14 protein-coding genes are annotated in these 25,052 nt (G+C 59.2%); 9 read left to right on the forward strand and 5 right to left on the reverse strand.

All coding sequences use genetic code 11. The features are described 5' to 3' along the window. Positions 1-8 precede the first annotated feature (8 nt). The 3 genes from I6F35_RS10945 to I6F35_RS10955 all read left to right on the forward strand — a co-directional run bounded on the left by I6F35_RS10945 (position 9) and on the right by I6F35_RS10955 (position 5,475). Positions 9-2,327 carry a polysaccharide biosynthesis tyrosine autokinase gene (locus tag I6F35_RS10945; protein WP_225117671.1) on the forward strand — a complete coding sequence of 773 codons (2,319 nt, stop codon included), beginning with the start codon at positions 9-11 and terminating at the stop codon, positions 2,325-2,327. Between the two features lie 99 nt (positions 2,328-2,426). Next, positions 2,427-3,737: a polysaccharide biosynthesis/export family protein gene (locus I6F35_RS10950; RefSeq protein ID WP_225117672.1), complete on the forward strand. Its 1,311-nt coding sequence runs from the start codon at positions 2,427-2,429 to the stop codon at positions 3,735-3,737. 259 nt (positions 3,738-3,996) lie between these two features. Beyond that, positions 3,997-5,475 carry an undecaprenyl-phosphate glucose phosphotransferase gene (locus tag I6F35_RS10955; RefSeq protein WP_225117673.1) on the forward strand — a complete coding sequence of 493 codons (1,479 nt, stop codon included), beginning with the start codon at positions 3,997-3,999 and terminating at the stop codon, positions 5,473-5,475. Positions 5,476-5,755: 280 nt separating this feature from the next. On the opposite strand, the gene I6F35_RS10960 is transcribed toward I6F35_RS10955, so the two are convergent. Beyond that, positions 5,756-6,124: an H-NS histone family protein gene (locus I6F35_RS10960; RefSeq protein ID WP_225117674.1), complete on the reverse strand. Its 369-nt coding sequence runs from the start codon at positions 6,122-6,124 to the stop codon at positions 5,756-5,758. A gap of 752 nt (positions 6,125-6,876) precedes the next feature. Between I6F35_RS10960 and I6F35_RS10965 the strand changes: the two genes are divergently transcribed. Then, on the forward strand, positions 6,877-7,245 hold the full coding sequence (locus I6F35_RS10965; RefSeq protein ID WP_225117675.1) for an H-NS family nucleoid-associated regulatory protein: 369 nt from the start codon (positions 6,877-6,879) through the stop codon (positions 7,243-7,245). A gap of 21 nt (positions 7,246-7,266) precedes the next feature. Here I6F35_RS10965 and I6F35_RS10970 read toward each other — a convergent pair whose 3' ends face one another. After that, positions 7,267-7,509, reverse strand: coding sequence for a hypothetical protein (locus tag I6F35_RS10970; RefSeq protein WP_225117676.1), 243 nt, complete (start codon positions 7,507-7,509; stop codon positions 7,267-7,269). Positions 7,510-7,829: 320 nt separating this feature from the next. Next, entirely contained in the window at positions 7,830-8,216 is a 387-nt protein-coding gene (locus I6F35_RS10975) for a hypothetical protein (RefSeq protein WP_225117677.1), read from the reverse strand. Between the two features lie 66 nt (positions 8,217-8,282). Between I6F35_RS10975 and I6F35_RS10980 the strand changes: the two genes are divergently transcribed. The 3 genes from I6F35_RS10980 to I6F35_RS10990 all read left to right on the forward strand — a co-directional run bounded on the left by I6F35_RS10980 (position 8,283) and on the right by I6F35_RS10990 (position 16,686). Beyond that, positions 8,283-8,987 carry a class I SAM-dependent methyltransferase gene (locus tag I6F35_RS10980; RefSeq protein ID WP_225117780.1) on the forward strand — a complete coding sequence of 235 codons (705 nt, stop codon included), beginning with the start codon at positions 8,283-8,285 and terminating at the stop codon, positions 8,985-8,987. A 259-nt stretch (positions 8,988-9,246) separates the two neighbouring features. Continuing rightward, positions 9,247-10,497 carry a GTP-binding protein gene (locus tag I6F35_RS10985; protein WP_225117678.1) on the forward strand — a complete coding sequence of 417 codons (1,251 nt, stop codon included), beginning with the start codon at positions 9,247-9,249 and terminating at the stop codon, positions 10,495-10,497. Between the two features lie 492 nt (positions 10,498-10,989). Next, entirely contained in the window at positions 10,990-16,686 is a 5,697-nt protein-coding gene (locus I6F35_RS10990; protein ID WP_225117679.1) for a DUF4082 domain-containing protein, read from the forward strand. A gap of 137 nt (positions 16,687-16,823) precedes the next feature. Here the strand turns inward: I6F35_RS10990 and I6F35_RS10995 are convergent, their stop codons facing one another. After that, positions 16,824-22,430, reverse strand: a complete 5,607-nt coding sequence (locus I6F35_RS10995; protein WP_225117680.1) for a DUF4082 domain-containing protein — start codon at positions 22,428-22,430, stop codon at positions 16,824-16,826. A gap of 134 nt (positions 22,431-22,564) precedes the next feature. Next, a complete protein-coding gene (locus I6F35_RS11000; RefSeq protein ID WP_225117681.1) occupies positions 22,565-22,816 on the reverse strand; it encodes a hypothetical protein in 252 nt (83 codons plus the stop codon). A 262-nt stretch (positions 22,817-23,078) separates the two neighbouring features. Between I6F35_RS11000 and I6F35_RS11005 the strand changes: the two genes are divergently transcribed. Continuing rightward, on the forward strand, positions 23,079-23,615 hold the full coding sequence (locus tag I6F35_RS11005) for a tetratricopeptide repeat protein (protein ID WP_225117682.1): 537 nt from the start codon (positions 23,079-23,081) through the stop codon (positions 23,613-23,615). A gap of 169 nt (positions 23,616-23,784) precedes the next feature. Beyond that, positions 23,785-25,047, forward strand: a complete 1,263-nt coding sequence (gene fabF / locus I6F35_RS11010) for a beta-ketoacyl-ACP synthase II (protein WP_225117683.1) — start codon at positions 23,785-23,787, stop codon at positions 25,045-25,047. Positions 25,048-25,052: the final 5 nt, after the last annotated feature.

A 25,052-nucleotide genomic window follows, 5' to 3' on the forward strand; every position in this document is an offset into this window, starting at 1 on the left:
AAAATCGAATGCTCCAGAGAAATATACTGCAAGCCGACAGAATCAGCGGCCCGGCCCACGATCAAGCTGAAGGCGGCGGCATAGGCGAGCTCGTTGATACCGCACTTGCATTCCTGCTGCGTCAGTTGCTGGTAATTGCTCTTGCGGCCGCATTCGGAACGACCGCCGGCCTGATCTACCTGCGGATCACGCCGCCTACCTATACAGCCCAGGTCCAGGTCCTCCTTGAAAATGCCACGGCACAATTCATCCAGCAGCAATCAGCCCTGGCTGAGCCGGCCCTCGATCGCAATCTCTTCGAAACCCAGGTCGAGATCCTCAAATCGAGAGGGATGGCAGTCCAGATCATCAGTGAGTTTAACCTTGCCGATGACCCCGATTTCAATCAAGCGGCGAGCTCGCTGCCCTCCATCTGGCTGCGCATTCGCGGCGTATTTGGGCTGTCTCACCCGAACGATCCGGCACCGCCTTCGCGCGCCGAGCCGCAGGACGGCATTATCACTGCGTTTCAGAATCGCGTCACGGTGAACCGAATCAATCTCAGCAACCTCATCGACATCGGCTTCAGCTCAAGCAACCCTATACGGGCGGCCGAGATCGCGAACGCAATTGCGTACGCCTACCTTGCCACCCAGGAGAAAGCGAGGCTGGAGACAAACCGCCGGGCAAGGGATTGGATGCAGGAGAGGCTACGGGAGCTCGGAGAGCAGGCGCTCGCGGCTGAACGAGCGGTCAGTGCCTACAAATCCAAGAACAACGTTGTTTCCACCGGCGGAAGGCCAATCGACGAACAGCAGGTTTCCGAGCTCAACAGCCGTTTGGTCGCGGCTCGCGCGCAAACATCCGACGCGCTGGCCAAGTTGAACCGTTATGAAACCATCCTGGAAGCCAACCCGGCGAACTCGTCATCGATCGGCAATCTTGACTCGGCGGGCGCTGATGCACTCACCAGCCCCATCATTAACAATCTCCGCCAGCAATATCTCGAACTCGAACGACGCGTTGCTGAATGGGGACCGCGCTTTGGCCGCGACCACTCGGCGGTCGTCAATTTGCGAAATCGTATGCGCGAAGTCCGCGGGTCGATCCTCGACGAAGTCAAGAGGTATGCAGAGACGAGCCGGAGCGAACTCGAGGTCGCCAAGCAGCGACAGCAGGAAATCGAGAAGCGACTATCCGAGGCGGTAGAGCAGTCGCAATCGACCAACATGGCCGAGATTACCATACGCGAGTTGGAGAGTAAGGCAAAAAGCTTGCGCAGCCTGCACGATACGTTCCTGCAACGTTATGTCGGCACGGCCCAGCAGGAAAGCTTTCCCATTGCACAGGCCCGCATCATGTATCCGGCCATGCCGCCGCAGAGCAAAAGCAAACCGAAAAGCACTCTGGTCATGGCGCTAAGTCTATGCGGTGGACTTGGGCTGGGCTTGGGACTTGGCCTATTCAGAGAAGTGATGGATCGCGTCTTCCGTACGTCCGCGCAGATCGAATCGATACTCGGATTACCTTGTCTGTCGCTGGTGCCAGCGCTGCGGGCGGAGAAGTCGCTGACCTCAGCATCATGGAACTCCGACCACGACGCGCGGCAACGAAGGATTTTCAGCGGTTCGACGTTCCACAGGACCATCATCGGCAAGCCGTTATCTCGTTATGCCGAGTCAATCCGCGCCATCAAACTCGCCATAGACCTCAATCCCAGCAAAGCCTCCAATCAGGTGATTGGCATTACCTCGGCCCTGCCGAACGAGGGCAAGACGACGATCGCCGCCTCGCTTGCCCAGCTCATCGCTCATAGCGGCAAGAGCGTCATCGTCGTCGATTGCGATCTGCGCAACCCATCGCTTTCCGCCAGCCTCGCGGCGAACGCAACCGCGGGCATCGTTGAGGTAATCAGCCACGGGAGGCAAATCGAAGAGACGATCTGGCGGGATCCGAAGACTAATCTGGCATTCCTCCCCGCCGTCAGCCGGACACCCGTGCTCCATACCAGCGAAATGCTGGCAGCGGATTCGATGCGAAAACTCTTCGAACAGCTGCGATCGACATATGACTACGTCATCGTCGACCTTCCGCCGCTGAGCCCCCTGGTCGATGTTCGTTCGACAACAACTTTCATCGACTGCTTTGTCCTGGTGGTGGAATGGGGACAAACGAAGGTCGAAGTCGTCAAGCATGCGCTACACACCGCGCAAAACATCCACGACTGCCTGATTGGAGCGGTTCTCAACAAGACCGACATTAAGGCGATGACGCGCTACGATACGCACCGCAGCGACTATTACCGCGACGAACACTACATCCGTTATGGGCTGACCGGCTCAAACTGAAAGAGCTCCTTACCCCGTCCAGGATCGGAGTCGCGGCCGCCTTCCCGCCGCCATGTTGCATATCGGCAACAAGCACCGGTTGCATTTCAGGTTAACGCGATGATTCGCTGGCCTGAATCGCGTATTAATGTACTTTACCCGTACTGGGACGTTTTGGGGATATTCACCATTATTGCGTTGCAAACATGCGGGAAGATCGTTGCTGGTCTCCTGGCACTTTCTTGTGCCGGGTGTATTATTACGCCCGGATCCGGCCCATTGGCGACCGACGTCCGATCGGCATCGGAAGGGCTTGAGCCTGCCACCCTCCCTTATGCTCTGGTCAAGCTGACGCCCGAGGTTGTCGAAGTTCTCGGCCGCTATACCCCAAGGCTGTCCTCTGCCTTTGCCACCAAGACGCCGCCGAAGGCATTCCGCTTCGGCGTGGGGGACACAGTCAGCATCACCATATTTGAGTCCGCAGCCGGCGGCCTCTTTACATCGGACGCGGGCGTCCGCGCCGGCAACTTCGTGACCGTTCCAAACCAGGCCGTCGACGAGAGGGGCTATATCGCCGTTCCATACGCAGGCACGATCCGGGCGCTGGGCCGCACCCCCTCGGAGATCCGTGACGAGGTTACGGACAAGCTCAAGGGCCGCGCACTCGAACCACAAGTCGTCGTGGCCCTGGCCGAGCAGAACACGTCCTTGATCAGCGTCCTTGGCGACGTCCGCACCGCCGGCCGCTTCCGTGCGAGCCCGTCAGGAGAGCGCATCATCGATGCGATCGCGCGCGCTGGCGGGCCCGTCAGCCAGGGCTACGACATGTGGGTGTCGCTTGAGCGCAAGGGACACCGGGCAAGCGTCCCGTTCGGCGCACTGATGTACGAGCCGTCCAACAACATCTTCGTGTTGCCGAATGACGTTGTTTATGTCTACAGCCAGCCACAAACCTTCGTCGCATTCGGTGCATCCGGCCTTCAGGGGCAATTCAAGTTCGACGCGTGGCGCATCTCGCTGGCCGAGGCGGTCGGCAAGCAGGGCGGCATGAACGACGCGCTCGCCGATCCGTCTTCGGTGTTCCTGTATCGGGGTGAGACGCGCGAAGTGGCCAAGGAGATGGGCGTCGATTGCAGGCCGTTTAAGGGCCCGATCATTCCGATCATCTATCTGATCAATTTCCGCGATCCCTCGGGTTATTTCCTCGCTCAAACCTTTGAGATGCGGAACAAGGATGTCATCTACACATCCAACTCTGCTGCGGTCGAGACCACCAAGTTCCTGAATTTCCTGCGAACGATCATGGCCACGGTAAACGATCCGATCATCTACGCGACCAACGCCTACGCGCTCAAGGCCGCCACCGCGGGCACGGGATCGACCACGGTCATCACGACGCCTCAGCCGATTACAAGTACGGTCACACCCTGAAGTTAAGTTGGCCTGCACAGCCAGGCCAACTTGGCACGATCTCCGGGGAGAACATCGCGCGTCCATCGGGCAGGGCGCGGCGCCAGAAATGCGGGCCGGCAAGTTGCAGGCTCCGCCTTTTGAGCATGATCCGGCGCGCTCAAAGAGGCGCCCCATTTAATCTTCATTTAATTTTCGAAATTTAATTGTTGCTATTTTAATTTTTTATTATACATTAAATATTGATTAAACATGCCACGCATGATCAATTCAGCCAGCCATGAATTTCATCATCCGCAATATTGCAGCGGACGCCCACGGCGAGTTTACCGCTCCTAGCTTCAGCCAACCGCTGAGGTCAAAACGGAAATGGCCGATCCGCTATCGCTCCGTCGAGTCGTTCGCGACCTGCGGTGACGTCGCTATCATCCTGATCGCCAGCGTTGTCTCGACGCTGCTATACCGGCTCTATGCCGACTGGACCACAGTTGATGTCGGCAAGGCCGTTGGCTCCGCGATCGTCGTCGCGGCGCTCTGCGTTTCACTGCTGAAGTTGCGCGGCATGTACCGGCCGGCCGAGCTTCTTGCGCTTCGCCGTCAGGTGCAGGCTGTTTGTCTCTGCTGGGCGTTCGTGTTCCTTCTGCTCAGCGGAGCCGTCGGCGCCCTCAACCTTAGCGCTGAACTGTCCCGCGGTGCCGGCGCGGCCTTCGCTGTCGTTGGCCTCGTGATGCTGATCGGATATCGGGTCATCATGAGAGCCTTGCTGTTGAAAGGCCTCGACGAGAGAAAATTTTCCGGCGGCAATGTCGTGTTGATCACGGATCAGGCGCAATTGCGCGACACAGGGCTGGCGCAGGCGCTTACAGCAGTGGGATTTCGGTTGGCTGGGCATTTCAGCCTGCCTCGACCGGGCGCCAGCTCGAGCCACCGCAAGCGGCTCAGCGCCCTCGTCGTCCAGCACGCACGCGGCTCAGACATCGAAGAGATCATCGTGGAAGCCGATCCGAACCGGTGGTCCGAATTGCGCGAGTTCGTTGCCGAATTGAGGGTCTTGCCGTTTCCGGTCGTCTTCGTTCCGATCGGAGCAGCATCGGAGATGTTCGCGCAACCCACCCGGGATCTTGGAAGCGCGATCGGCGTTGAAGTCCAGCGCAGGCCCCTCACCCCGCTTGAATGCGCCGCCAAGCGATGCATTGACCTGATCGGCGCAGGGATTTGCCTGATCATGTTGGCGCCGCTGCTGGGCGTGGTTGCCATTATCATCAAGCTGGACTCGGCCGGCCCCGTCCTTTTCAGGCAGCAGCGCTGCGGCTTCAACGGCCGGAGCTTCTCGATCTACAAGTTTCGCACCATGCTCGTGCTGGAGGATGGGCCCTCGGTCGTCCAGGCCAAGGCCGTCGACAGCCGCGTGACGTGGATCGGCAAATGGCTGCGTCGGACCAGTATCGACGAGTTGCCGCAGCTTTTGAATGTGCTGGACGGAAGCATGTCCTTGGTTGGACCACGACCCCATGCGATGGCGCATGACAGTCAGTTCGACGAGGCGGTCCAGCACTACGCATTTCGGCGCCGGGTCAAGCCCGGGCTCACCGGCTGGGCGCAAATCCATGGTTGCCGCGGCCCGACCCCGACAAGGGCTCTGATCGAACAACGCGTCGAATACGACCTGTGGTACATCGACAACTGGAGTCTACGATTGGATCTTGCGATCCTCCTTCGGACCCCGGTAGAGGTATTACGGGCACGCAACGCCTTTTAGCGAAGCGGACCGAGATTCGCCCGAAGGAAACGCGTCAAGATGCGCGCCTGGAGTTTCGCGCTTCCATCAGAACCGAAGATGCGAAAAGATCTTGCTCAAACAATAACTAGAGCGGGCTAACGTTCGAACAAAAGTCATCCCCTTGGGCGGATCAGATCGAACCCGCCGGCGACAGCCGCCCGGCTGAACGCGAGATAGCTAATGCGTGAATGGCATGCCCGACATGCCTCTTAAGCCGTCGTTGCACCGACCAATTGCGGCCCCGCCCCCTGGCCCAGGATCAGGCTCGCTGCCGGCCTTTGGAGCCGCCGTCACTGATACGGAATTCTTCGATTTTCTTTCCCGACTTCATCGCGGCGACGAGCCACCGTGGCAGCTTGCCGCGTCCCGACCAGGTTTCGGCGGTTTTCGGGTTGCGGTATTTCGGCAGCACTCGCGGGTATTTTCGCCGCGGCTTTCCGCCCTGGAGCGCGCGCGAATCGCCCGACTCGCGCGTGGCAGCCACACCCCGGCTCAGAACCGCCAGCCGCTTCTCGAGTTCGCGCTTTTCCGCCTCAATCCGGGCCGATAATATCGCGCTGATCTCCTCATGAAGCGACCAGAGATCATCCAGAGACATGGACTTCAGTTCGATTTCTTTCGCCGACATGGTCGTCCTGCGGTTCCATCTTAATAATCGGCTGTCATATTGCCTCGTTCATTATTAATCAAGGGGAATACCCAAAAGTTCCAAGGCAAGTTCTGGATAAATCCGCTATAGACACATTTATGTGCACACAGCCTATTCCAAAAGCTGCAACAGCCGCGAGCAACTCGCAATAAGATATGTTACCCGAATTTAAAGGCGAGGCTCTACACAGCGCAGGATTCGCGTAGGGCGCTGGCGCGGAATGCCGGCGCCTGACGCATTCGCCTTCCACCTCTCTTATGCAGGCTTGGGATAAGGCGCTTGCTGCCCCGGCGCATCAGCGGCCGTAACCGGCAGCGAATTACCTCAATATCCCTCAAGGCGAGACGTCGAAGTTCGATCTGAGCCTGCAGGGTTCGGATATCCCGCAGCGCGGCGGAAGGGACGACGAAGCGACTTACGGTCTCATGAAGATGGCAGAGGGGGAGCTCAATACGATCCATTTCTCAAACCCTTACAGCACTAACTTAAACCACATTTCCGCGTAAAAATTATTTATATAATTAAACCCCATGGACTGAATGAAATTCCGGTATAGCTTGCCAATAAAAAACGATTTATCAAGCATTAAATAAATCATTGGATATAATATTTATGTCACATATAATGCCTTCCATTCACGTGAGCGCTCAGCGCTTTTTATCGCCTGAGCAGAGAGTGTGTTTTGTACAGAAATTGCCCCCGCTCAGGCTCAAATTGGTCGCGAGAGCACGATGCGCAAATCGGATTTAGAGGCTATGACCTTCGATGAGCTCTGGCTTCTCCACGAAGAGATCACGAAGATTTTGTCGGAAAGAATAACGGCGGAAAAGCTCGAGCTGGAGAAACGCCTGGCTCAGCTCAATCCGCCCGAGCCGCTTCAGGACAACCCAGACTCAGAGCCTGGCGCAGAGCGGCCGCGCCGCAGATATCCAAGAGTGCCGCCGAAATACTACAATCCGATGGAGCCGACCGAAACGTGGTCAGGTCGCGGCAAGCAGCCCCGCTGGCTCGTCGCGGCCCTGCAGTCCGGGCGCAAGCTGGAGGAGTTCAGGATCGAAAACAGCGAGAAGAGCACCGACGATAGCGCTCAACGCTCCTGAGCGCATCAATCGTCGACAGCCTCAGCTGTGCAGCTGAACGGTGCCGGCGTGCACCGCGCCGCGCGTGTACTCCAGATGTTTCGCGAGGCTGGTGCGAATGCCAGAGATCTCGCCCAGAAGGACATCGCAGAGCTGGATTCGGGAGGCGATGACAGTGGGATTTGCCCCCTCTCCGTTCAAAAGGTGAAGCTGAATTTGCGCCTGCTTGATCGCATTAAGGGAATCCCAAAGGACGCAATCATCCGAGTCGTAGATATTGCTCATTATTGACCCCCATTACCCTAATAAATGACTGGTGGTAGGCTATAATTCCTTTGGTTAGTCGCCGATCGCCAACGATGGTTCATCCTTCCTGCGACAATTCTACGCACGAATATTCGTCGCATCCTTCCGCTCCCAAAGGCCCAACAAGGGCGTAAGGGAAACTCGCTGGCGCCCGTCCGGACACATTTAAATTGATCAAAAGTGCGATGCAACCAAGACCAGTGGAGATGTATAATTATGATGTCTTCTTGTGTCGGATTAAATACTTCCCGCACCTGCGATGTAAGACCCGCTATCATCCTCATGTCGGGGGTGCCTTGTCAAGAAAACTCAGGAGATGGGGTGAAATGCCAAAGCTGGCTGCGCCCTTTCCGGCCGAGGCCGGGGGCGGTCGGCATGTGCGAAAAGAGCTTTATCGGCTGCCGGTTGCGCTTGACCGAGAAATGCTCAGATCCCGTAGTGATCGTCGCGGACATCCTGGCACAAACTTGATGAACTCGTTTTCGATATGCCTGATGCTCGTGATGAACTGATTTGTCAGCCAACACCCGCGAGCCTTCTGACTGACGAACAGCCCGATGCGAGGCAAATGCCGTCGCCGCGCGTGTAGCTCGCTCAATCGGGTTCAAGTCACTGGGCATTTCGACGAGAACCGACACCTGCGGCACGAATGCTTCGCATGTACGGCCTGCGTCAACGTCACGCATCGTAACGGCCTGCGCTGAGCGAACTCAGTGGTTTGCTGGCCGCCTTGGTGGTGGCAAAATTTGCAGATGCTCGCGACAATTCGCTACCACGTATGGCGGCGCCTACGTGCCGCTTATTACGCGTTCGCACTGGCGCGGCTGCCTTTTGGCGGCCCGCTGGGACGGGCCATCAGCGACTGGGAGTGCGCGCAAGGGTTCGGCGACAGCCCGAAAGCGAAATCCACATGGGACGCGGAGTACGGCGGCGGCCGATGGGCGTACATGGGCCGGCAGCCGGAACTCGCTCGATACTGGACACTCATCGGTTTCATGGACACCTTTGGGCGTGGCGGCGAGTATCTAGACGTCGGCTGTGGAGACGGCGTGCTCTTTGAGCGGTTCAAGCGGCTTGGCTACCAGCGCTACGTCGGAATTGACATATCCGATGTAGCTATCGAGAAGCTCCGTCTCTACAACGACAATCGCACAGCTTTCTTTCAGGCCGACGGCGACGTCCACGAGCCTACCGGCCATTTCGATGTCATCGTCTTCAACGAATCTCTTTACTACTTGCGTGACCCCGTACGCTCGCTGGAGCGTTACGCCGAATCGCTCAAACCCGGTGGCTTCATCATCGTCTCGACGTATACGGAGTCGCGACGATCGCTGGCGGTGCTGCGGGAGGCGAAGCGGGCATTCGAGGTGTTTGAGGAAGCCCAGACGACTCAAGGACCGATGTCTTGGCTCTGCACGGTATTGAAGAAGGCGGAGTCGACTTCGCTGGCGCGTTAGTTTGACCAAGAAAGAGTGCGGCAGTCGCTGAGTAGTTGTCGACACCATCTGCGTTACGCCCGTGCGCCACGGCAACAGGCGGTGTCCACGCGTAGGTGCGGCTATGATATCCGCTGCGCGACGTCACGTTGCTCCGCCGTCCGTCGACAGCCCGACCATCGCGATTCCAGAAGTCCTCGGAATTTCGGCCGTCAGCCGATTTAATTGACAAATATTAATCCGAATATTAAATAAGAAATTAATCAATCAGGAATGCCTTATGAAAGAGCCAGCGAGCGAGGCTGATCGGCTGCCAGTCACGGTGCTCAGTGGATTTCTGGGTGCGGGCAAGACGACATTGCTCAACTACGTGCTGAGGAATCGCGAGGGACTGCGCGTTGCGGTCATCGTTAACGACATGAGTCAGTTAAATATAGATGCGAGTCTGGTTCGCGATGGTGGCGCGAACCTGTCGCGCACGAACGAGACACTGGTCGAGCTCAGCAATGGCTGCATATGCTGCACATTGCGCGACGACCTCCTGCTGGAGGTCAGGCGATTGGCTGAAGAACGGCGTTTTGACTACCTCCTGATCGAAGCAACCGGGATCTCCGAGCCTCTTCCCATTGCGGCCACGTTCTCTTTTCGCGACGAAGCTGGTGTCTCCCTGTCCGATCTTGCGAGACTCGACACGATGGTCACCGTCGTGGACGCCTTGAGCGTGCTCGCCACCTATGGCAGTCGCGATCTGTTGCGCGACCACGGCGTGTCGCGCGATGCGGACGACCAGCGGACGCTCCTCGATCTTTTGATCGAGCAGATCGAATTCGCCGATGTGGTGGTGATCAATAAGGTATCGGAAGCGACAGAGGCGAGGCGCGCCGAAATTCGCAAGGTGGTCGCCGCGCTCAATCCGCGAGCCCGCCAGATCGAGACCGACTTCGGCCAAGTTCCTCTCGGGGCGGTTCTCAATACCGGCCTTTTCAATGAAGCAAGGGCTGCGACGCATCCGCTCTGGCAGAAAGAGCTGTACAGCCCGGATTCTCATGTGCCGGAGACCGAGGAGTACGGCATATCGAGCTTCGTTTACAGGGAAAGACGTCCTTTCGATCCCGTCAGGCTCCTGTCTTTTCTCAACAAGCCATGGCCGGGTGTGATCCGCGCCAAAGGACATTTCTGGCTTGCCACCCGTCCGGATTGGGTAGGTCTCCTCTCGGTTGCGGGTATGCAACGTCGGTGCGAACCGATGGGCTATTGGTGGGCGACGGTCCCAAAGGCGAGCTGGCCAAGCCACTCTCAGTTTCAAGAACATCTCAACAATCAATGGGACGGCGCGTGGGGCGATCGTCGTCAAGAACTCGTGTTCATCGGTTCAGACATGGACGAAATTTATATCCGAACCTCGCTCGATGCCTGCCTTGTCCATTCGGAGAATGGGTTCGATCCGCAGAACTGGCGCCATTTCAGCGACCCGTTTCCACCTTGGCATTATCCCGATCACGCGAACCTTGCCGGCGAGCTCCTTCGCTAAAGGCTGTCGTGCGAGACGCCGACACTCGAGGCGTGAACACAATCCATCGATGCTACTTGCTCTACTGAATAGGTGAGAACGGAAAATTTCAACAAATTCAAGCTGTCAGAAAATCGCGGCTCTCCACTGCGGAGAGATGCGACAAATTCACGTCTGGCTGTTCACCAAAAAACTTGTGCTCCACGCTAAAAAAATGATATTAAATATTTAATATTGATTTATGCAAAAGTTTAATTGGGCAAATTAAACATTTGACGGCGGCACCATGGTCATAGCAACCACTACGAATAGCGGTGCAATCGACGCCAGACGGCGGATCGAACCGTCTGGACTACCGAATGAGCACGCGCTCTTGCTCAGGGTTGCTGCTGCGCCGCGTCCCACCATTCTCCCGTCCGCAAAGTTTGAAGCTGTCGCTTCGGCATCCACTTCGTCAATGGCTGCAGAGTTCGGCATCCGTCACGCGTATTCCCCTTTGCTCGCGAGGACATCATGAAGTCCTTATACGAAAATTTTGGTATGACCTACATTGCGCTCGGATTGCAGACTTGGCGACGCGCTCTGCTGCGAGGAAAATCCCGGACCGAGTCAGACGCCGAAAATGAGTCGCTGCTCGGCACGCGGAATGCGTGGGAAGCCGCGCGCTTGGGCGCTTCGGCATCGACATCCCCTGAAACGTCCGGCGCCGGACTTACGGGATTGACAACAGACGTCCGAACGCCAGTTGCGGCGGTGGCCGAACCAGCGACGTCAAATCCCGTCGTCATCCTCGGCCGCGTCCCCTCGGCGGCCCTGACGCCGGACATCATCGGATCTTCTACACCTCCAGCAGTCGCACAGATTTGCGGTTGCGGCTACTTCTTTGCTCCAACACGACTGCTCGATCAGAGAGCCGCCAATGGGGCGCCGCCGCAATTGAGCGGCCAGTTGCACGGCAGCCAAGTGTCCGGGGGAGCAGATCTCGCGTTGACCGGCCAGGCCGGGGTCATGGGAGCCTCCGTCAGTGTCGACATGTCATTGCAGAACGTTGCGCCGCTTACAAATTGGCTGCCAGGCGGAGGGCTGCCGGGCGGCGCAGAGACCGGTACGGGGACGTCGAATGGCATAATCGGAACGTTGTCCGGCTCGGTGACCATCGCGCAACCCTCTTCTGCCGCGCGGCAGGCCACCACAACGGCATCGCCCAACCTCCTCGCGGCCGCCGCCACATCCACAAACCGGATCGTTCTTGAGAATCAGAAGCAGGGAACCCCACAAAGCGTTTGGGATATCGACGGCGCCGGCAGCTCGAACATCGAAGGTTTTGCGACTGACATCAGCGTCAACGTCGGCAACAGAGTTGACTTCAAGATCAATACGAATTCATCAGACTACCGGATCGAGATCTACCGCCTCGGTTACTATGGCGGCATGGGTGCTCACCTTGTTACCACCATTCAGCACACAGGCGTGCAAAACCAGCCCGCGCCGTTGCGCGATGCGGCCACCGGCTTGGTCGATGCCGGCAACTGGTCCGTTTCGGCATCCTGGAACGTTCCGGCAGACGCGGTGTCCGGTGTCTATATTGCAAAGCTCGTACGGCAAGACGGAACTTTCGGCGAGAATCATATCCCCTTCATCGTCAGAGACGACAGCAGCACCAGCGATGTGGTCTTTCAGACCTCTGACACAACGTGGCAAGCATACAACGGGTGGGGCGGCGCAAACTTCTATGGCGGCAACGGTCCCGCGACAGGTCAAGGTGCCGGACGCGCCTACGCGGTAAGCTACAATCGGCCCATTGCCACCCGGGGCGCCATCGGAACCGCCTCAGGTCCGCAGGACTATTTGTTCGGCGCCGAATACGCGGCGATCTATTGGCTGGAGCAGAACGGTTACGACGTCTCCTACATGGCGGGAGTGGATACAGACCGTTACGGCAGCCTGCTTCTCAACCACAAGCTCTACCTCGACGCCGGACACGACGAGTATTGGTCAGGGCAGCAACGTGCCAATGTCGAGGCAGCCCGCGATGCCGGAGTGAATCTGGCGTTCTGGAGCGGCAACGAGATGTATTGGCGCACGCGCTGGGGCAACAGCATCAGCAGCGACGCCACGGCCTACCGCACGTTGATCTCCTACAAAGAAACCTGGGCAAACTCGTCGATCGATCCAAGCGACCAGTGGACTGGAACGTTTCGTGATCCGCGCTTCAGCCCACCGGCGACCGGCGGAGGCATCCCGGAAAATGCCCTGATCGGACAGATGTTCCAGGTCGACGACGTCGGTGTCACCCAATCCGACGCGTTGAAGGCCATCACAATTCCCTACGACGACGCCAATCTGCGCTTCTGGCGCAACACCAGCGTTGCCAATCTTCAGCCCGGGCAGATCGCGACGCTGACGAAGAATTATCTCGGCTATGAATGGGATGAAGCGCCCGACAACGGATTCGATCCGGCCGGCCTGGTTCGGCTCTCCTCGACAACGCTCCCAGTCAGCACTTATCTGCTTGATTACGGCAACACAGTCGGGAATGGCATCTCAACACATAATCTGACCCTGTATCGCGCGGCGAGCGGCGCATTGGTGTTCGGCGCCGGAACGGTCTACTGGTCTTGGGGCCTGAGCGACAATCACGACCTCCAACCGACCCCCAGCGACCCGCGCGTGCAACAGGCGATGATAAACCTGCTGGCCGACATGGGCATTCAGCCGGGAACAATCCAGTCGGGAATGGTCGCCGCAACCGCCTCGACAGACACCACCCGTCCCACCTCCACGATCAACGCAATGGCAAGTTTCAGTGCAGGAAGCGTGGTCACGATTTCCGGCACCGCAGCGGATTTCGGTGGCGGCGTGATCGCCGGCGTCGAGGTGTCAACGGACGGCGGAGTGACTTGGTATAACGCAACCGGTGATGAGACGTGGACCTATACCTGGTCGCCGCAGGTCGCCGGGACGTACACCATCAAGTCTCGCGCGGTCGATGACAGCATCAATCTGGAAATACCTTCGGCGGGCCGCACGGTCACGGTCACCGCGCCGTCCTACCTCACGCTCTTCCCTGGCTCGGCAACCCCCGATATCGTCAATAGCACGGATGCAAGCGCCGTCGAGCTGGGTGTGAGGTTTCAAACATCGATAGCCGGCACGGTGAGCGGAATCCGTTTCTATAAGAGCAGCATGGATACGGGCACCCATACCGGCGAGCTCTGGAGCAGCACGGGCACCTTGCTGGCGACCGCAACTTTTATCAACGAAACTGCATCGGGCTGGCAGAGCGTGACGTTCTCTAACCCGGTCTCGCTGACACCGGGCGCCACTTATGTCGCTTCCTACCACACGAACGTCGGTCACTACTCCGTCACCCCCGACTACTTCACAAGCAATGTGACCAGCGGTCCACTGACCGCTCTCGCCAATGGCAATGGCGTCTACACCTACAGCAGTAGCCGAGCGTTCCCGAATAACACTTTTTCGGGGGAGAACTACTGGGTTGACGTCATGTTCAATCCTTCCACCGCCAACAGCGCGCCGGTGGCCGCCAATGACGTCGGGCCGACCGCGACGCGCGATTTGGCCATCACAATCGCAGCATCGACCCTGACCGGGAACGACAGTGATCCCGATGGGGATGCGGTTAGCGTCACCGCGGTGGGCGGAGCGACAAACGGCACCGTCGTCCTTAACACCCAGCCCAATCCGCAAAACAACACCATCACGTTTACGCCCAATGCCGGCTACACCGGGCCGGCGAGCTTCACCTACACGATCTCCGATGGGCGCGGCGGTACAGCGTCGGCCACTGTCAGCTTCACCGTGGCACCGCCGGGAACCGCGCCCGTCAGCCTATTCAGCGCGTCAAATATACCGGCACAGACCAACCTGAATGACGGATCCCAGATCGAACTCGGGATGAAGTTCACGTCCTCGGTCGCCGGCCAGATCACGGCTCTCAAATTCTATCGCAGCCCAGGCGACACCGGTGTCAATACACTCGATCTCTGGACGGCGACAGGCACTCGCCTTGCCACAGCCACCTTTACCAATACGTCAGCCAGCGGCTGGCAGACCGTCACGCTGCCGTCCGCGGTTTCGATATCCGCCAACACCACCTACGTTGCGTCCTATCACACCACCGGCGCCTATGTGGCGACCAACAACTACTTCGCCAACGCCGTCACCAATGGGCCCTTGACGGCGCCCTCCACCACTACCGCCGGCGGCAATGGTGTTTATTCCTATGGTGGCACCAGCACGTCCGGTATCTTCCCGACCAGTTCCTTTAACGGTGCCAACTATTGGGTCGATGTCGTGTTTGCGCCGTCCGGTGGTACCAGCAATCAGCCGCCGGTTGCCAACAACGACAGCGGCTACACCACCGCGCAGAACACCGCTCTGACCATTGCCGCATCGGCCCTGCTCGCCAACGACACCGATCCGAATGGCGACCAGCTGACGATCACGGGCGTGAGCGGCGCTGTCAACGGCACCGTCAGCTTCAACGCCCAGACCAACGTCGTCACCTTCACGCCGACCGCCGGCTACACCGGCGCTGCGTCGTTCAGCTATGCCATCTCCGACGGGCGTGGCGGCACCGCGAGCGCTACCGCGAATCTGACGGTGAACCCGGCAGCCAATCAGCCGCCGGTTGCCAACAATGACAGCGGCTACGTCGCCACGCAGAACACTGCTCTGACCATTGCCGCATCGGCCCTGCTTGCCAACGACACCGATCCGAATGGCGACCAGCTGACGATCACGGGCGTGAGCGGCGCCGTCAACGGCACCGTCAGCTTCAACGCCCAGACCAACGTCGTCACCTTCACGCCGACCGCCGGCTACACCGGCGCCGCATCGTTCACCTATGCCATCTCCGATGGGCGCGGCGGCACTGCGAGTGCAACCGCGAATTTGATAGTCACTACGCCGTCCGTGAGCTTGTTCTCAACTTCAGACACGCCGGCGCTTCTCTCGGATTCCGACGCAGTCGGGATCAATCTCGGGGTGCGCTTTACCTCTTCTGCCGCCGGCACCATCAACGGCATCAAATACTACAAAGGCGCCGGCGACACCGGTACTCATACCGGCTCGTTGTGGAGCAGCACCGGGACGCTGCTGGCGACCGCTACGTTCACGAACGAAAGCAGCAGCGGCTGGCAGTCGGTCATCTTCAGCAATCCGGTTTCGATCACCGCCGGCACGACCTATGTGGCGAGCTTCCACAGCAACGGCCACTACACGTCCACCAGCAACTATTTCACGACCCCTCGTGTGAACGGCCCCCTCACGGCCCCCGCCGCCAACAATGGCGTCTACACCTACGGCACCGGCAATCTGTTCCCGACCAGCACCTTCGGTGCCACGAACTACTGGGTGGACGTGCTCTTCAGCCCCGCGAACGGCGGAGCCAACCAGGCACCAGCCGCAGCAAACGACTCCGGCTTCAGTGTCACCCAGAACTCCTCACTCACGATCTCAGCGTCCGCGCTGCTCGCCAATGACACCGATCCGGACGGCGATAACCTGACGATCACGGGCGCAAGCAACGGCGTCAATGGCACCGCAAGCTTCAACGCCCAAACCAACGCCGTCACTTTCACGCCAAACTCCGGCTATACGGGCCCCGCGTCGTTCACCTATGCCATCTCCGACGGCCGGGGTGGAACGGCGAGCGCGTCCGCCTCGCTGACCGTTACCGCCGCGTCTGCCACCATCGTAAGCCTGTTCAGCTCCAATCCCACACCGAGCATGGTATCGGTCAATGATCCGAACTCGGTAGAGCTTGGGCTCAAATTCCGGTCGTCCAGCGCTGGCGACATCACCGGGCTGCGCTTCTACAAGGGCCCGTCGAACACCGGCACCCATACCGCGAATCTCTGGAGCAGCACCGGTACCCTGCTCGCCACCGCCACCTTCACCAACGAGACGGCCAGCGGCTGGCAGCAGGTCAACTTCGCCACGCCGGTCACGATCACTCCAGGTACGACGTATATCGCGTCTTATCACACTTCGGGAAACTACTCTGCCGATCCCAACCTGTTCAACTCGACGGTCAGCAACGGGCCGCTGACCGCGCCATCGTCGGCCTCGAGCGGAGGCAATGGCGTGTATGCGTATGGATCGGGCAGCCTCTTCCCGACCAACAGCTACAACTCGACAAGTTACGGCGTCGACGTGCTGTTCCGCCCGCAACTCGCCGCGTAGCGGCGGCGGGATTTGCCGGCTTCCGAGCGGGCTCCGGCAACTCGGGTCAAACCCGGGTTGCCACCGTCGATCGTGCTCGCAGCGCATCCAAGCGATCTTTGCCGTCAGCGCCGCAGCTATTTTGCGTTTCATCTTCATCAAGCTGCCAATTGCGGCCGAAACACAACGTCGACGCCGTAACTTGTCGAGTTGTAGGTGTTGGTGGGAAACAGGCTATCGCTGCCATAGGCGTAGACGCCGTTCCCGTTGATGGCTGCGGATGATGGTGCCGTGAGGGGGCCGTTGCTCACCGGACCAGTAAAAAGCCCGGGATCGGCCGAATAGAACCCGGACGTATGATAGGAAGCGACGTAGGTCGTCCCGGCCGTGATCGTGACGGGCGCCGAAAAGTTCACCTGTTGCCACCCGCTTGCGGTTTCGTTGGCGAAGGTCGCCGTCGCCAGGAGCGTGCCATCCGCAGTCCACAGGTCGGCGACATGCGGTCCGGTATTCTCGGTCCCCTTGTAGAACCTGATTCCAGTTATGTCACCGCTCGTGGAAGCCTGAAACTTGACGCCTAGTTCGACAGAATCCGAATCATTGACGATGACGGTGCTCGGAGCCGAGCTAGAACTGAACAGGCTGACGGAATTGGCCGATGCCGCATTGACGGTCAGGGCAACAGATGCGCTCGCCGTTCCGCCACGCCCGTCAGCGATCGTATAATTGAAGGAAGCCGAGCCAGCGTAGCCCGAATCCGGGTTGAACGTGATCGTATTGGTTTGGGGATTAAAGGCCGCAACGCCATGCGTAGCTCCGCCGACGCCCGTTATGGACAACGGATCGCCGTCGGGATCCGTATCATTGACCAGCAGCGAGGCTGCGGTGATCGAGAGCACAGTATCCTGCGTCGCTTTGAAGCCGGAATCGTTCACCGCAACAGGAGGCTGATCTACGCCGACCGTCGCAGGGCTGAACGTGACGTCGACCCAGTAGTTTGTTGCGCCAAAAGAGCTGGTCGGGAACAGATTGTCGCTCCCATAAGTATAGAGACCATTTCCCACATCAGTCGCCGTCAGGGGGCCGTTGTTGTAGGTTGCGGAGAAGTACCCGCTGGTTGAGGTATAGTGTCCGTTGCTATGAAAGCTCGCGACATAGGTCGTGCCGGCCGTCACCGCAATAGGCGTGCTGAAGGTTACGGTCTGCCACCCGCTGACCGTCTCATTCGTGAAGGTGGCCGAGGCAAGCAATGTACCGGTGCTTGTCCACAGCGAACCCGTGTGCACCCCCGTGTCGTTGGCTCCTTTGTAGTATCTGATGCCCGTTATCGTCCCGTCCTCGGACGTCACGAACTTCACACCGAGATTGACTCCGACGGCATCAGGATCGCCAAGCGTCCTGGGCGTGTCTGCGCCGGAGAACAAGCTGACCGTTGGCACAGCAGCAGCCACGTTCAGGCTGACGTTGGCCGAGGCGACACCTCCGTGGCCATCGGACACGGTGTATTCAAAGCTTGCTGGCCCCGTATACCCGGGCGTCGGAGTAAACGTTATCGTAGCGTTGGCAGAATTGAACGCAGCAACGCCGTGGACGGCACTGCCGCCGACGATGCCCGTCATCGATAGCGCATCGCCATCAGGATCGGAGTCGTTGAGCAGCAGGGAGGTGGCCGCGATCACGAAAGGAGTGTCTTCGGTCGCGTTGAGGCCATTGTCGTCGACGGCGACCGGAGGACGATTGGTAGATGCCGTGATATTCAGGTTGACCGTGCCGAGCGCCGTCCCGCCATTTCCATCGGAAATGGTATAGTTGAATGACGCCGGCCCGGTGTACCCCGCCAGAGGCGTGAAGGTTACGGTCTTGTTCTGGCTATCATAGCTGGCAGTGCCATTGACGCCACCATTTGCTCCAATAACGACCAGGGCATCGCCGTCCTGATCGATGTCGTTGGCCAGCAGAGCGGAAGCGGCGATCGCGAGCGAATTGTCCCTGGTCGTAGTGAATCCGCTGTCCGCGACCGCAACTGGCGGGTGGTTTGTGGAAGGCTCTACGGTCAGGTTAACCGTGGCACTCGCCGTCCCGCCATGCCCGTCGGATATCATGTACGTAAATGATGCCGGACCGGAGTATCCGGCATCAGGCGTAAAAGTCACCGTATTGCTGTTCAACAAATAGCTGGCGGTGCCATTCACTCCAAGTCCGGCGCCGGTGATCGTGAGCGTGTTGCCGTCCAGATCGGTGTCATTCGCCAGCAGCGCGGAGGCGGCAATCGTCAGGACGTTGTCCTGAGGCGTCGTGAAGCCGCTATCGTTGTTCGCGATGGGCGGCTGGTTTGTGCTCGGAGCACCGCCGGTGTCGAAAACGACATCGACCCAATAGTTGGTCCCGTTGAAAGTGCTTGTGGGAAAGAGATTGTCGTCACCATATGTGTACACGCCAGCGTCTGTTGGCGCGGTCAGCACGCCGTTGACGTGATCGCTCGTGAAATATTCTGCGGTGGAGGTGTAATGGCCGTCGCTGTGAAAGCTGGCCACGTAGCTGGTGCCTGCGGTGATCGTGACAGGGTTGCTGAACGTTGCGGTCTGCCAGCCCGAGGCGGTTTCGTTGGTGAATGTCACCGTCGCGAGCAGAGTACCATTGCTGCTCCACAGCGAACCGGTATGCGTTCCGGTATCGTTCGTGCCCTTGTAGAATTTGATGCCGGTGATGGTACCGTTCGCCGACGCCAGGAAGTGGACGCCAAGATTGATGCCTCCGCTATCAGGATCGGAAAGCACGGCTGGCGTATCGGCACTCGAAAACAGACCTGCATCGTCCTCCGGATTTATGACGGTGAGGTTGACGATTGCGGAGCCCGTTCCACCCCGCCCATCGGAGATCGAATAACCAAAGCTTGCGGGTCCCAGATATCCGGGCTTCGGTGTAAACGTGATCGTGTTTGTCTGACTGTTGAACGAGACCGTGCCGTTGGAGGCTGCGCCAACTCCCGAAATCGATAAGATATCGCCATTCGGATCACTGTCATTCGCCAATAGCTGCGCCGCAGTGAATGTCATCGGCGCACCGCTTGCGACCTCGAATCCATTATCGTTGCTACCGACCGGCGGCAGATTGGCCGTCGGCGCCGAGCTGAAAATGGGATCGACCCAATAGTTGACGCCACCGTCAGATGGCGAGGTCGGAAAAACATTGTCAGTGCCGTACGTGTAGTAGCCGTTGCCTGCGGCAGCCGTCAGCGGACCATTCGCATGAGCCGAGGTAAAGTAGTCGGGCGTGTCAGCGTAGTGCCCGTTGCTGTGATAGCTGACCACATAGGTCGTACCCGCCGATATGGATACCGGGTTGGCGAACGTTACGGTCTGCCAGCCACTGGCGGTCTCCTGGGTAAAGGTTGCGCTCGCCAACAAGGTGCCATTGCTGGTCCAAAGCGAGCCAATATGCTCGCCTCCATCGCCTGCGCTCTTGTAGTAGCGGATGCCGACGATCGTGCCCGACTGCGTCGACGTGAACGTCATGCCCAAGGTAACGAATCCGACATCGCTGTCGATCGGAATGCGCGGGACGTCGGAGCTGGAGAACAGGGTCACCAGCGGTGCAGATTCGACATTGATTGTTATGCCAGCATCAGGAGTTTCCATGTTCACGCTGTCGTCGACGGCGCGAGTTTCAATATGATAGGTTCCTCCCGTGAGAGGCGTGAACGTATAGCTCCAATTCTCAAGGCCCTCGGCACGATGCCAAGTCGCACCTCCATCAGTCGATATCTCGACCACGGCGACTTTTCCGCCGCCGGAGTCTACCGCTGTCCCCGTGATGGTTAGTGGGTGCGCCGCTACAATTGATGAGCCTGCGGCGGGCGGCGCAATCGTTGATGTCGGGGCCGCGTGATCGGTCGACTGCTGAGCAATTACGAGACTTTGCATCAGCGTGTCAGGCTGGACTCCCATATCGGCAAACAAGTTGACCATGGCCTGCTGGACGTTGGGATCCGTCGGCGTCTCTTCGTTGTCATGATGTGAATCAAGACCCCAGGTCCAGTAGACGGTGCCGGCACCGAAAACCAGGGCGCCGCTTGTCGGATCTCGATAGAGGGTCAGGCTGTGTGTAGCGGTGCCTGGTCCAGTGGTATTGCCGTTGTCAAGGAGAAGAGTGTTCACGTCTACTGTCGTGGACGAGAGGTCGATCAGACCGGCAGGCCGAGAACCATTGTCAAGATCCGAATCCCACTCATATCCGAGAAGGTTTGGAGTCAGCGAATAGACCTGACCCGCTTGAATATCCTGGACCGCGGTATTGTCCCAAAAGCGAAACTGCGAGAGGTCATACGGTATTTGAATGGTGTCGAGGCGATAGGAATCAACGGTGAAGATTGTTCCGGTGAGCGCGTTCTCCGGATCACCCGCGCCTAATTCCGGATCTCGCCAAGTACTGGTTGTGTTACCGATATCAGTGTCAGCGTTCGACCATGTTTCCTTGTAGGAGACCAAGGTCTTGTACGGTGTTCCGGATCCGTCGATGCTGTTTTCCCACCGCGTTTCCCAATAGACCTCGTTGCCGCTCAGGAAGGCCAGATTGACCCCGGCGTCCTTGGCTGCCTCGACGTTGGCCCGCTGGTCCGCGGACCAATATTCATCGTGACCAACAGACAGAAAGATCTTGTCGTTGAGGAGCTGCGGAGTATTTTGCGCAGTATCGATGCCCGAGATGTACGTGACATCGTAGCCGTTCTCCTCGAGCCAGCGAATGGCTGGATATTCCTCGCCGAAAATATAGTCCTGCGGGCCGGCCGAAAAACCGCCATCTCTCGTCACGAATGGACGGTTGTAACTTACCGCGTCGGCGCGTCCGGCGTGGCCACTGTCATCGATCCCACCGTACAGATTATAGCCGCCCCACCAGTTGTACGCCTCCCAGGTCGTGTCGGACGTTTGAAACGTGATATCTGCCGGATCGGTGTCATCACGGACAACAAAGGGAATCATGTTCTGACCGCCCGTGTCGAGGCGAGTCAGGTCGGCCACGTAAACCCCTGATACAGCGTCTGCCGGAATATTCCAGGAAGCCGACACCGACCAATTGCCTGCGTCAACCAGTTTGGTGTCTGGATCGAAAAGCGGATCTGGTTGTACCTGGGCGGCAGCGAGATTTTCCGTTATCGATGTGACGAGGTGAGCGCCGTTGCCACCATAGTAGCCGAGGCGATAAATATCGATGCGGTAGTTCGTAGCGTCAGTGTTGATTTTGAAATCGATCCGGTTTCCATGATCTATCGTAAACTGAGCAGCAAAGCCCTCGATGCTCGTGTCGGCCTGACCAATCAGCCAGACGCTCTCGGGAGTGCCCTGCTTCATGTTCTCGAGAACGATCGGGTTACTCGACGACGCGTTTGCCGCGGCTGCCTGCGTTGTGCTTGTCGCGCCTGCGGCTGCCTGCGTTGCGCCTGTTCCACTGGTCGCCGCTTGCAGCCCATTGGGTGTCAGCGCCTGTGACCGATCGAGCAGAAAGTCGGCCGCCGCCGGCGGCGGAGCGGCGCCCGGGCTGATCGTCTTAGCGGTGGCATGAACCGGTGTGTAGAGTTCGAGAACTCTCGGCGCATAACCTGACGGTTGAGCGTTTCCGCTTGGCGGGCCGCCGGTTCGGATTGAGCAAATGGTACAGGCTCTCCCGGTGCACGAGCTGCAAGGATCTTGTAGCGCCTGTTGACGCCAATCGGAGTTCCAGGAGTCAGGGGAATTGGGGCCGTCGGATCCTGCGGGTGAGCTCATTTAACGCTCCGCAATTAAATACAGGACAAATGCGACTATCGGTCGCATGCGGTAAACTGCCCCAACGTCGATGCATAATCAATTTAATTCTATTTAAAATTTAAATATTACGAATATTTAATGTCGGGCGTTAATTAGGCGCGCTCCTTGGACCGACGCTTTTCTATCAGTTTCGGCTGTTGAGCGATCTGCACATGCTTCGATTGCGCTCGCCCATCGCGCCTGGACACGTTGCGCAAGAGATCGCCGATCCCGTCGGATTGTCTGCCGCACACCGATTGCTCAGCACCTCCCACCACCTCGTGGGCAATCATGCCGAGGCGCTCTCGCATCTGGAAACCTGGAAGCCGCGCCCGTCTCAACATTACCGACACCAGCGCCTTCAACGCCGGCCGCGTTCCCCGGATCGGCCGGAGCCGCGTTCTCTGGCTGCTCGGTTTTCCGGATCAGGCGGTCGAGGCCGTCAGGACAGCGGACGAGGAAGCGATCAATGTTCGAAGCCCGGTGCCGTCTGTATCGTGACGATCTGGGGCGCAAACGTCTTCGGATGGGATCGGTGATTGGGATGCGGTCGAGGAACGCGCCGATCGATTGATCGCCTATGCGAGCAAGTATTCGCTGGGGCCGCACATTGCCGTACGCAATGGCATGAAGGGCGCCGTGCTGATCAACCGCGGCAACATCGAACCTGGCGTCGAACTGTTGCGGGCGGCGCTGGCGAAGTTGCGGGCGGATCATTACGAACTCTATACTGGCGGGCTGTGCCTGGCCCTGGCCGACGGCCTTGGTGCGAGTGGCCGGCTGGATGAAGCGCTGACCGCGCTCGATGACACGATCGCAATCGTCAATGCCAATGGCGGTTCGCTGGATCTGCCGGAATTACTGCGTACCAAAGGCACGCTTCTGGCGCGCGCTGGCGATCCGGTCGGGGCGGAAGAGAATTTGCGGAGCTCGCTTGCACTGGCGAGGAGCCACTCCGCGCTCTCGCTGCAACTCCGCACGGCGATGAGCTTTGTCCGTCTGAAGACCTGTCAGGGCGATCCCGCCGAAGCCTGTGCCACGCTTGCCGACATCTACGGTCGATTCACCGAGGGTTTCGATACTGCCGATCTTCGAGCCGCTAAAGGGATCCTCGGCGAGATGAACCCCGTGTCGATCTCGACGCCTAAGATATCTTCAGCCTAGCTGCATCTCCGCCGAAACGCATTGTGATCGGCACATGCCGCTGGCGGCGGAGGATGCGAAGCAAGTCAAGCACGAAATTGCGTGCCGGCCACTCGACTTTCCGCTTGCGAGCACCCAAGTTCCGATTGGGAACGGACGGTCTCGCAAGCTCAAAAGCACGGATATGGTCATGCGCCGCATTGTCGTTACGGGAATGGGATTGGTGTCGCCGCTCGGTTGCGGCGTCGAGGTCGCATGGTCGCGGCTGACAGCCGGACGATCAGGGCTTCGCGCCTTGCCGGCATGGGCGGCTGCGCTGCCGGCGCGCGTCGCCGGGATCGTGCCCATCAAGGCCGAAGATCCCGAAGGCGGTTTCGATCCCGATCTCGGCGCGCCACCGAAGGATCAGCGCAAGATGGACCGCTTCATCCTGTTCGCACTGGTTGCCGCGGCGGAGGCGATTGCGCAGGCCGCATGGACGCCTGCGGACGCGCATGCGATGGAGCGAACCGCGATCGTCATTGCATCCGGCATCGGCGGATTTCCGGCGATTGTCGAGGCGGTGCGCACCACCGATCAGCGCGGCGTCCGCCGCCTGTCACCGTTCACGGTGCCGTCGTTCCTTGCCAACCTTGCGGCCGGCCACGTCTCGATTCGCCATGGCTTCAGGGGCCCGATCGGCGCGCCCGTCACCGCCTGCGCCGCGAGCGTGCAGGCGATTGGCGATGCCGCGCGCCTGATCCGGTCGGGAGAAGCCGATGTCGCCATCTGCGGCGGCGCGGAGGCCTGCATCGATCTCGTAAGCCTTGGCGGCTTTGCCGCCGCGCGGGCGCTGTCGACCGATTTCAACGAAACGCCCGAACGCGCATCGCGTCCCTTCGACGGCGACCGCGATGGCTTCGTGATGGGCGAAGGCGCAGGCATGCTCGTCATCGAGGAACTCGATCATGCGCTCCAGCGCGGAGCCAAGCCCGTTGCCGAAATCATCGGCTATGGCACGACCGCCGATGCCCATCACATAACCTCGGGCCCCGAAGACGGCGACGGTGCACGCCGTGCGATGGAGCTCGCCTTACGTCAGGCGCGACTCGAACCCGGCCAGGTGCAACATCTCAACGCGCACTCGACCTCCACGCCGGCCGGCGATCACTCCGAGATCGAAGCCATCAAGTCGGTGTTCGGGCGCGACGGCAAGATCGCGGTGAGCGCAACCAAATCGGCGACAGGGCATCTGCTCGGCGCGGCCGGCGGATTGGAGGCGATCTTCACTGTTCTCGCACTCCGCGATCAGGTGGCGCCGCCGACCCTCAATCTCGAAAATCCCGACGATGCCGCTGACGGCATCGACCTCGTCGCCAGGGAAGCCAGGCCGATGGCGATGGAGCACGCGATCTCGAACGGATTCGGCTTCGGCGGCGTCAACGCCAGCATCATCCTGCGACGCTGGACGTGAGTCGG

Source organism: Bradyrhizobium sp. BRP22 (assembly GCF_020194175.1).
Classification (GTDB): domain Bacteria; phylum Pseudomonadota; class Alphaproteobacteria; order Rhizobiales; family Xanthobacteraceae; genus Bradyrhizobium.

What these genes read in the sequence shown, in the direction of transcription:
- fabF (WP_225117683.1), top strand. Translation starts at nt 23,785, where the DNA reads ATGCGCCGCATTGTCGTTACGGGAATGGGATTGGTGTCGCCGCTCGGT.
- I6F35_RS10980 (WP_225117780.1), top strand. Translation starts at nt 8,283, where the DNA reads ATGCTCGCGACAATTCGCTACCACGTATGGCGGCGCCTACGTGCCGCT.
- I6F35_RS10975 (WP_225117677.1), bottom strand. Translation starts at nt 8,216, where the DNA reads ATGCGTGACGTTGACGCAGGCCGTACATGCGAAGCATTCGTGCCGCAG.
- I6F35_RS10955 (WP_225117673.1), top strand. Translation starts at nt 3,997, where the DNA reads ATGAATTTCATCATCCGCAATATTGCAGCGGACGCCCACGGCGAGTTT.
- I6F35_RS10945 (WP_225117671.1), top strand. Translation starts at nt 9, where the DNA reads ATGCTCCAGAGAAATATACTGCAAGCCGACAGAATCAGCGGCCCGGCC.
- I6F35_RS10965 (WP_225117675.1), top strand. Translation starts at nt 6,877, where the DNA reads ATGCGCAAATCGGATTTAGAGGCTATGACCTTCGATGAGCTCTGGCTT.
- I6F35_RS11005 (WP_225117682.1), top strand. Translation starts at nt 23,079, where the DNA reads ATGAAGGGCGCCGTGCTGATCAACCGCGGCAACATCGAACCTGGCGTC.
- I6F35_RS10990 (WP_225117679.1), top strand. Translation starts at nt 10,990, where the DNA reads ATGAAGTCCTTATACGAAAATTTTGGTATGACCTACATTGCGCTCGGA.
- I6F35_RS10970 (WP_225117676.1), bottom strand. Translation starts at nt 7,509, where the DNA reads ATGAGCAATATCTACGACTCGGATGATTGCGTCCTTTGGGATTCCCTT.
- I6F35_RS10950 (WP_225117672.1), top strand. Translation starts at nt 2,427, where the DNA reads ATGATTCGCTGGCCTGAATCGCGTATTAATGTACTTTACCCGTACTGG.
- I6F35_RS10960 (WP_225117674.1), bottom strand. Translation starts at nt 6,124, where the DNA reads ATGTCGGCGAAAGAAATCGAACTGAAGTCCATGTCTCTGGATGATCTC.
- I6F35_RS10995 (WP_225117680.1), bottom strand. Translation starts at nt 22,430, where the DNA reads ATGAGCTCACCCGCAGGATCCGACGGCCCCAATTCCCCTGACTCCTGG.
- I6F35_RS10985 (WP_225117678.1), top strand. Translation starts at nt 9,247, where the DNA reads ATGAAAGAGCCAGCGAGCGAGGCTGATCGGCTGCCAGTCACGGTGCTC.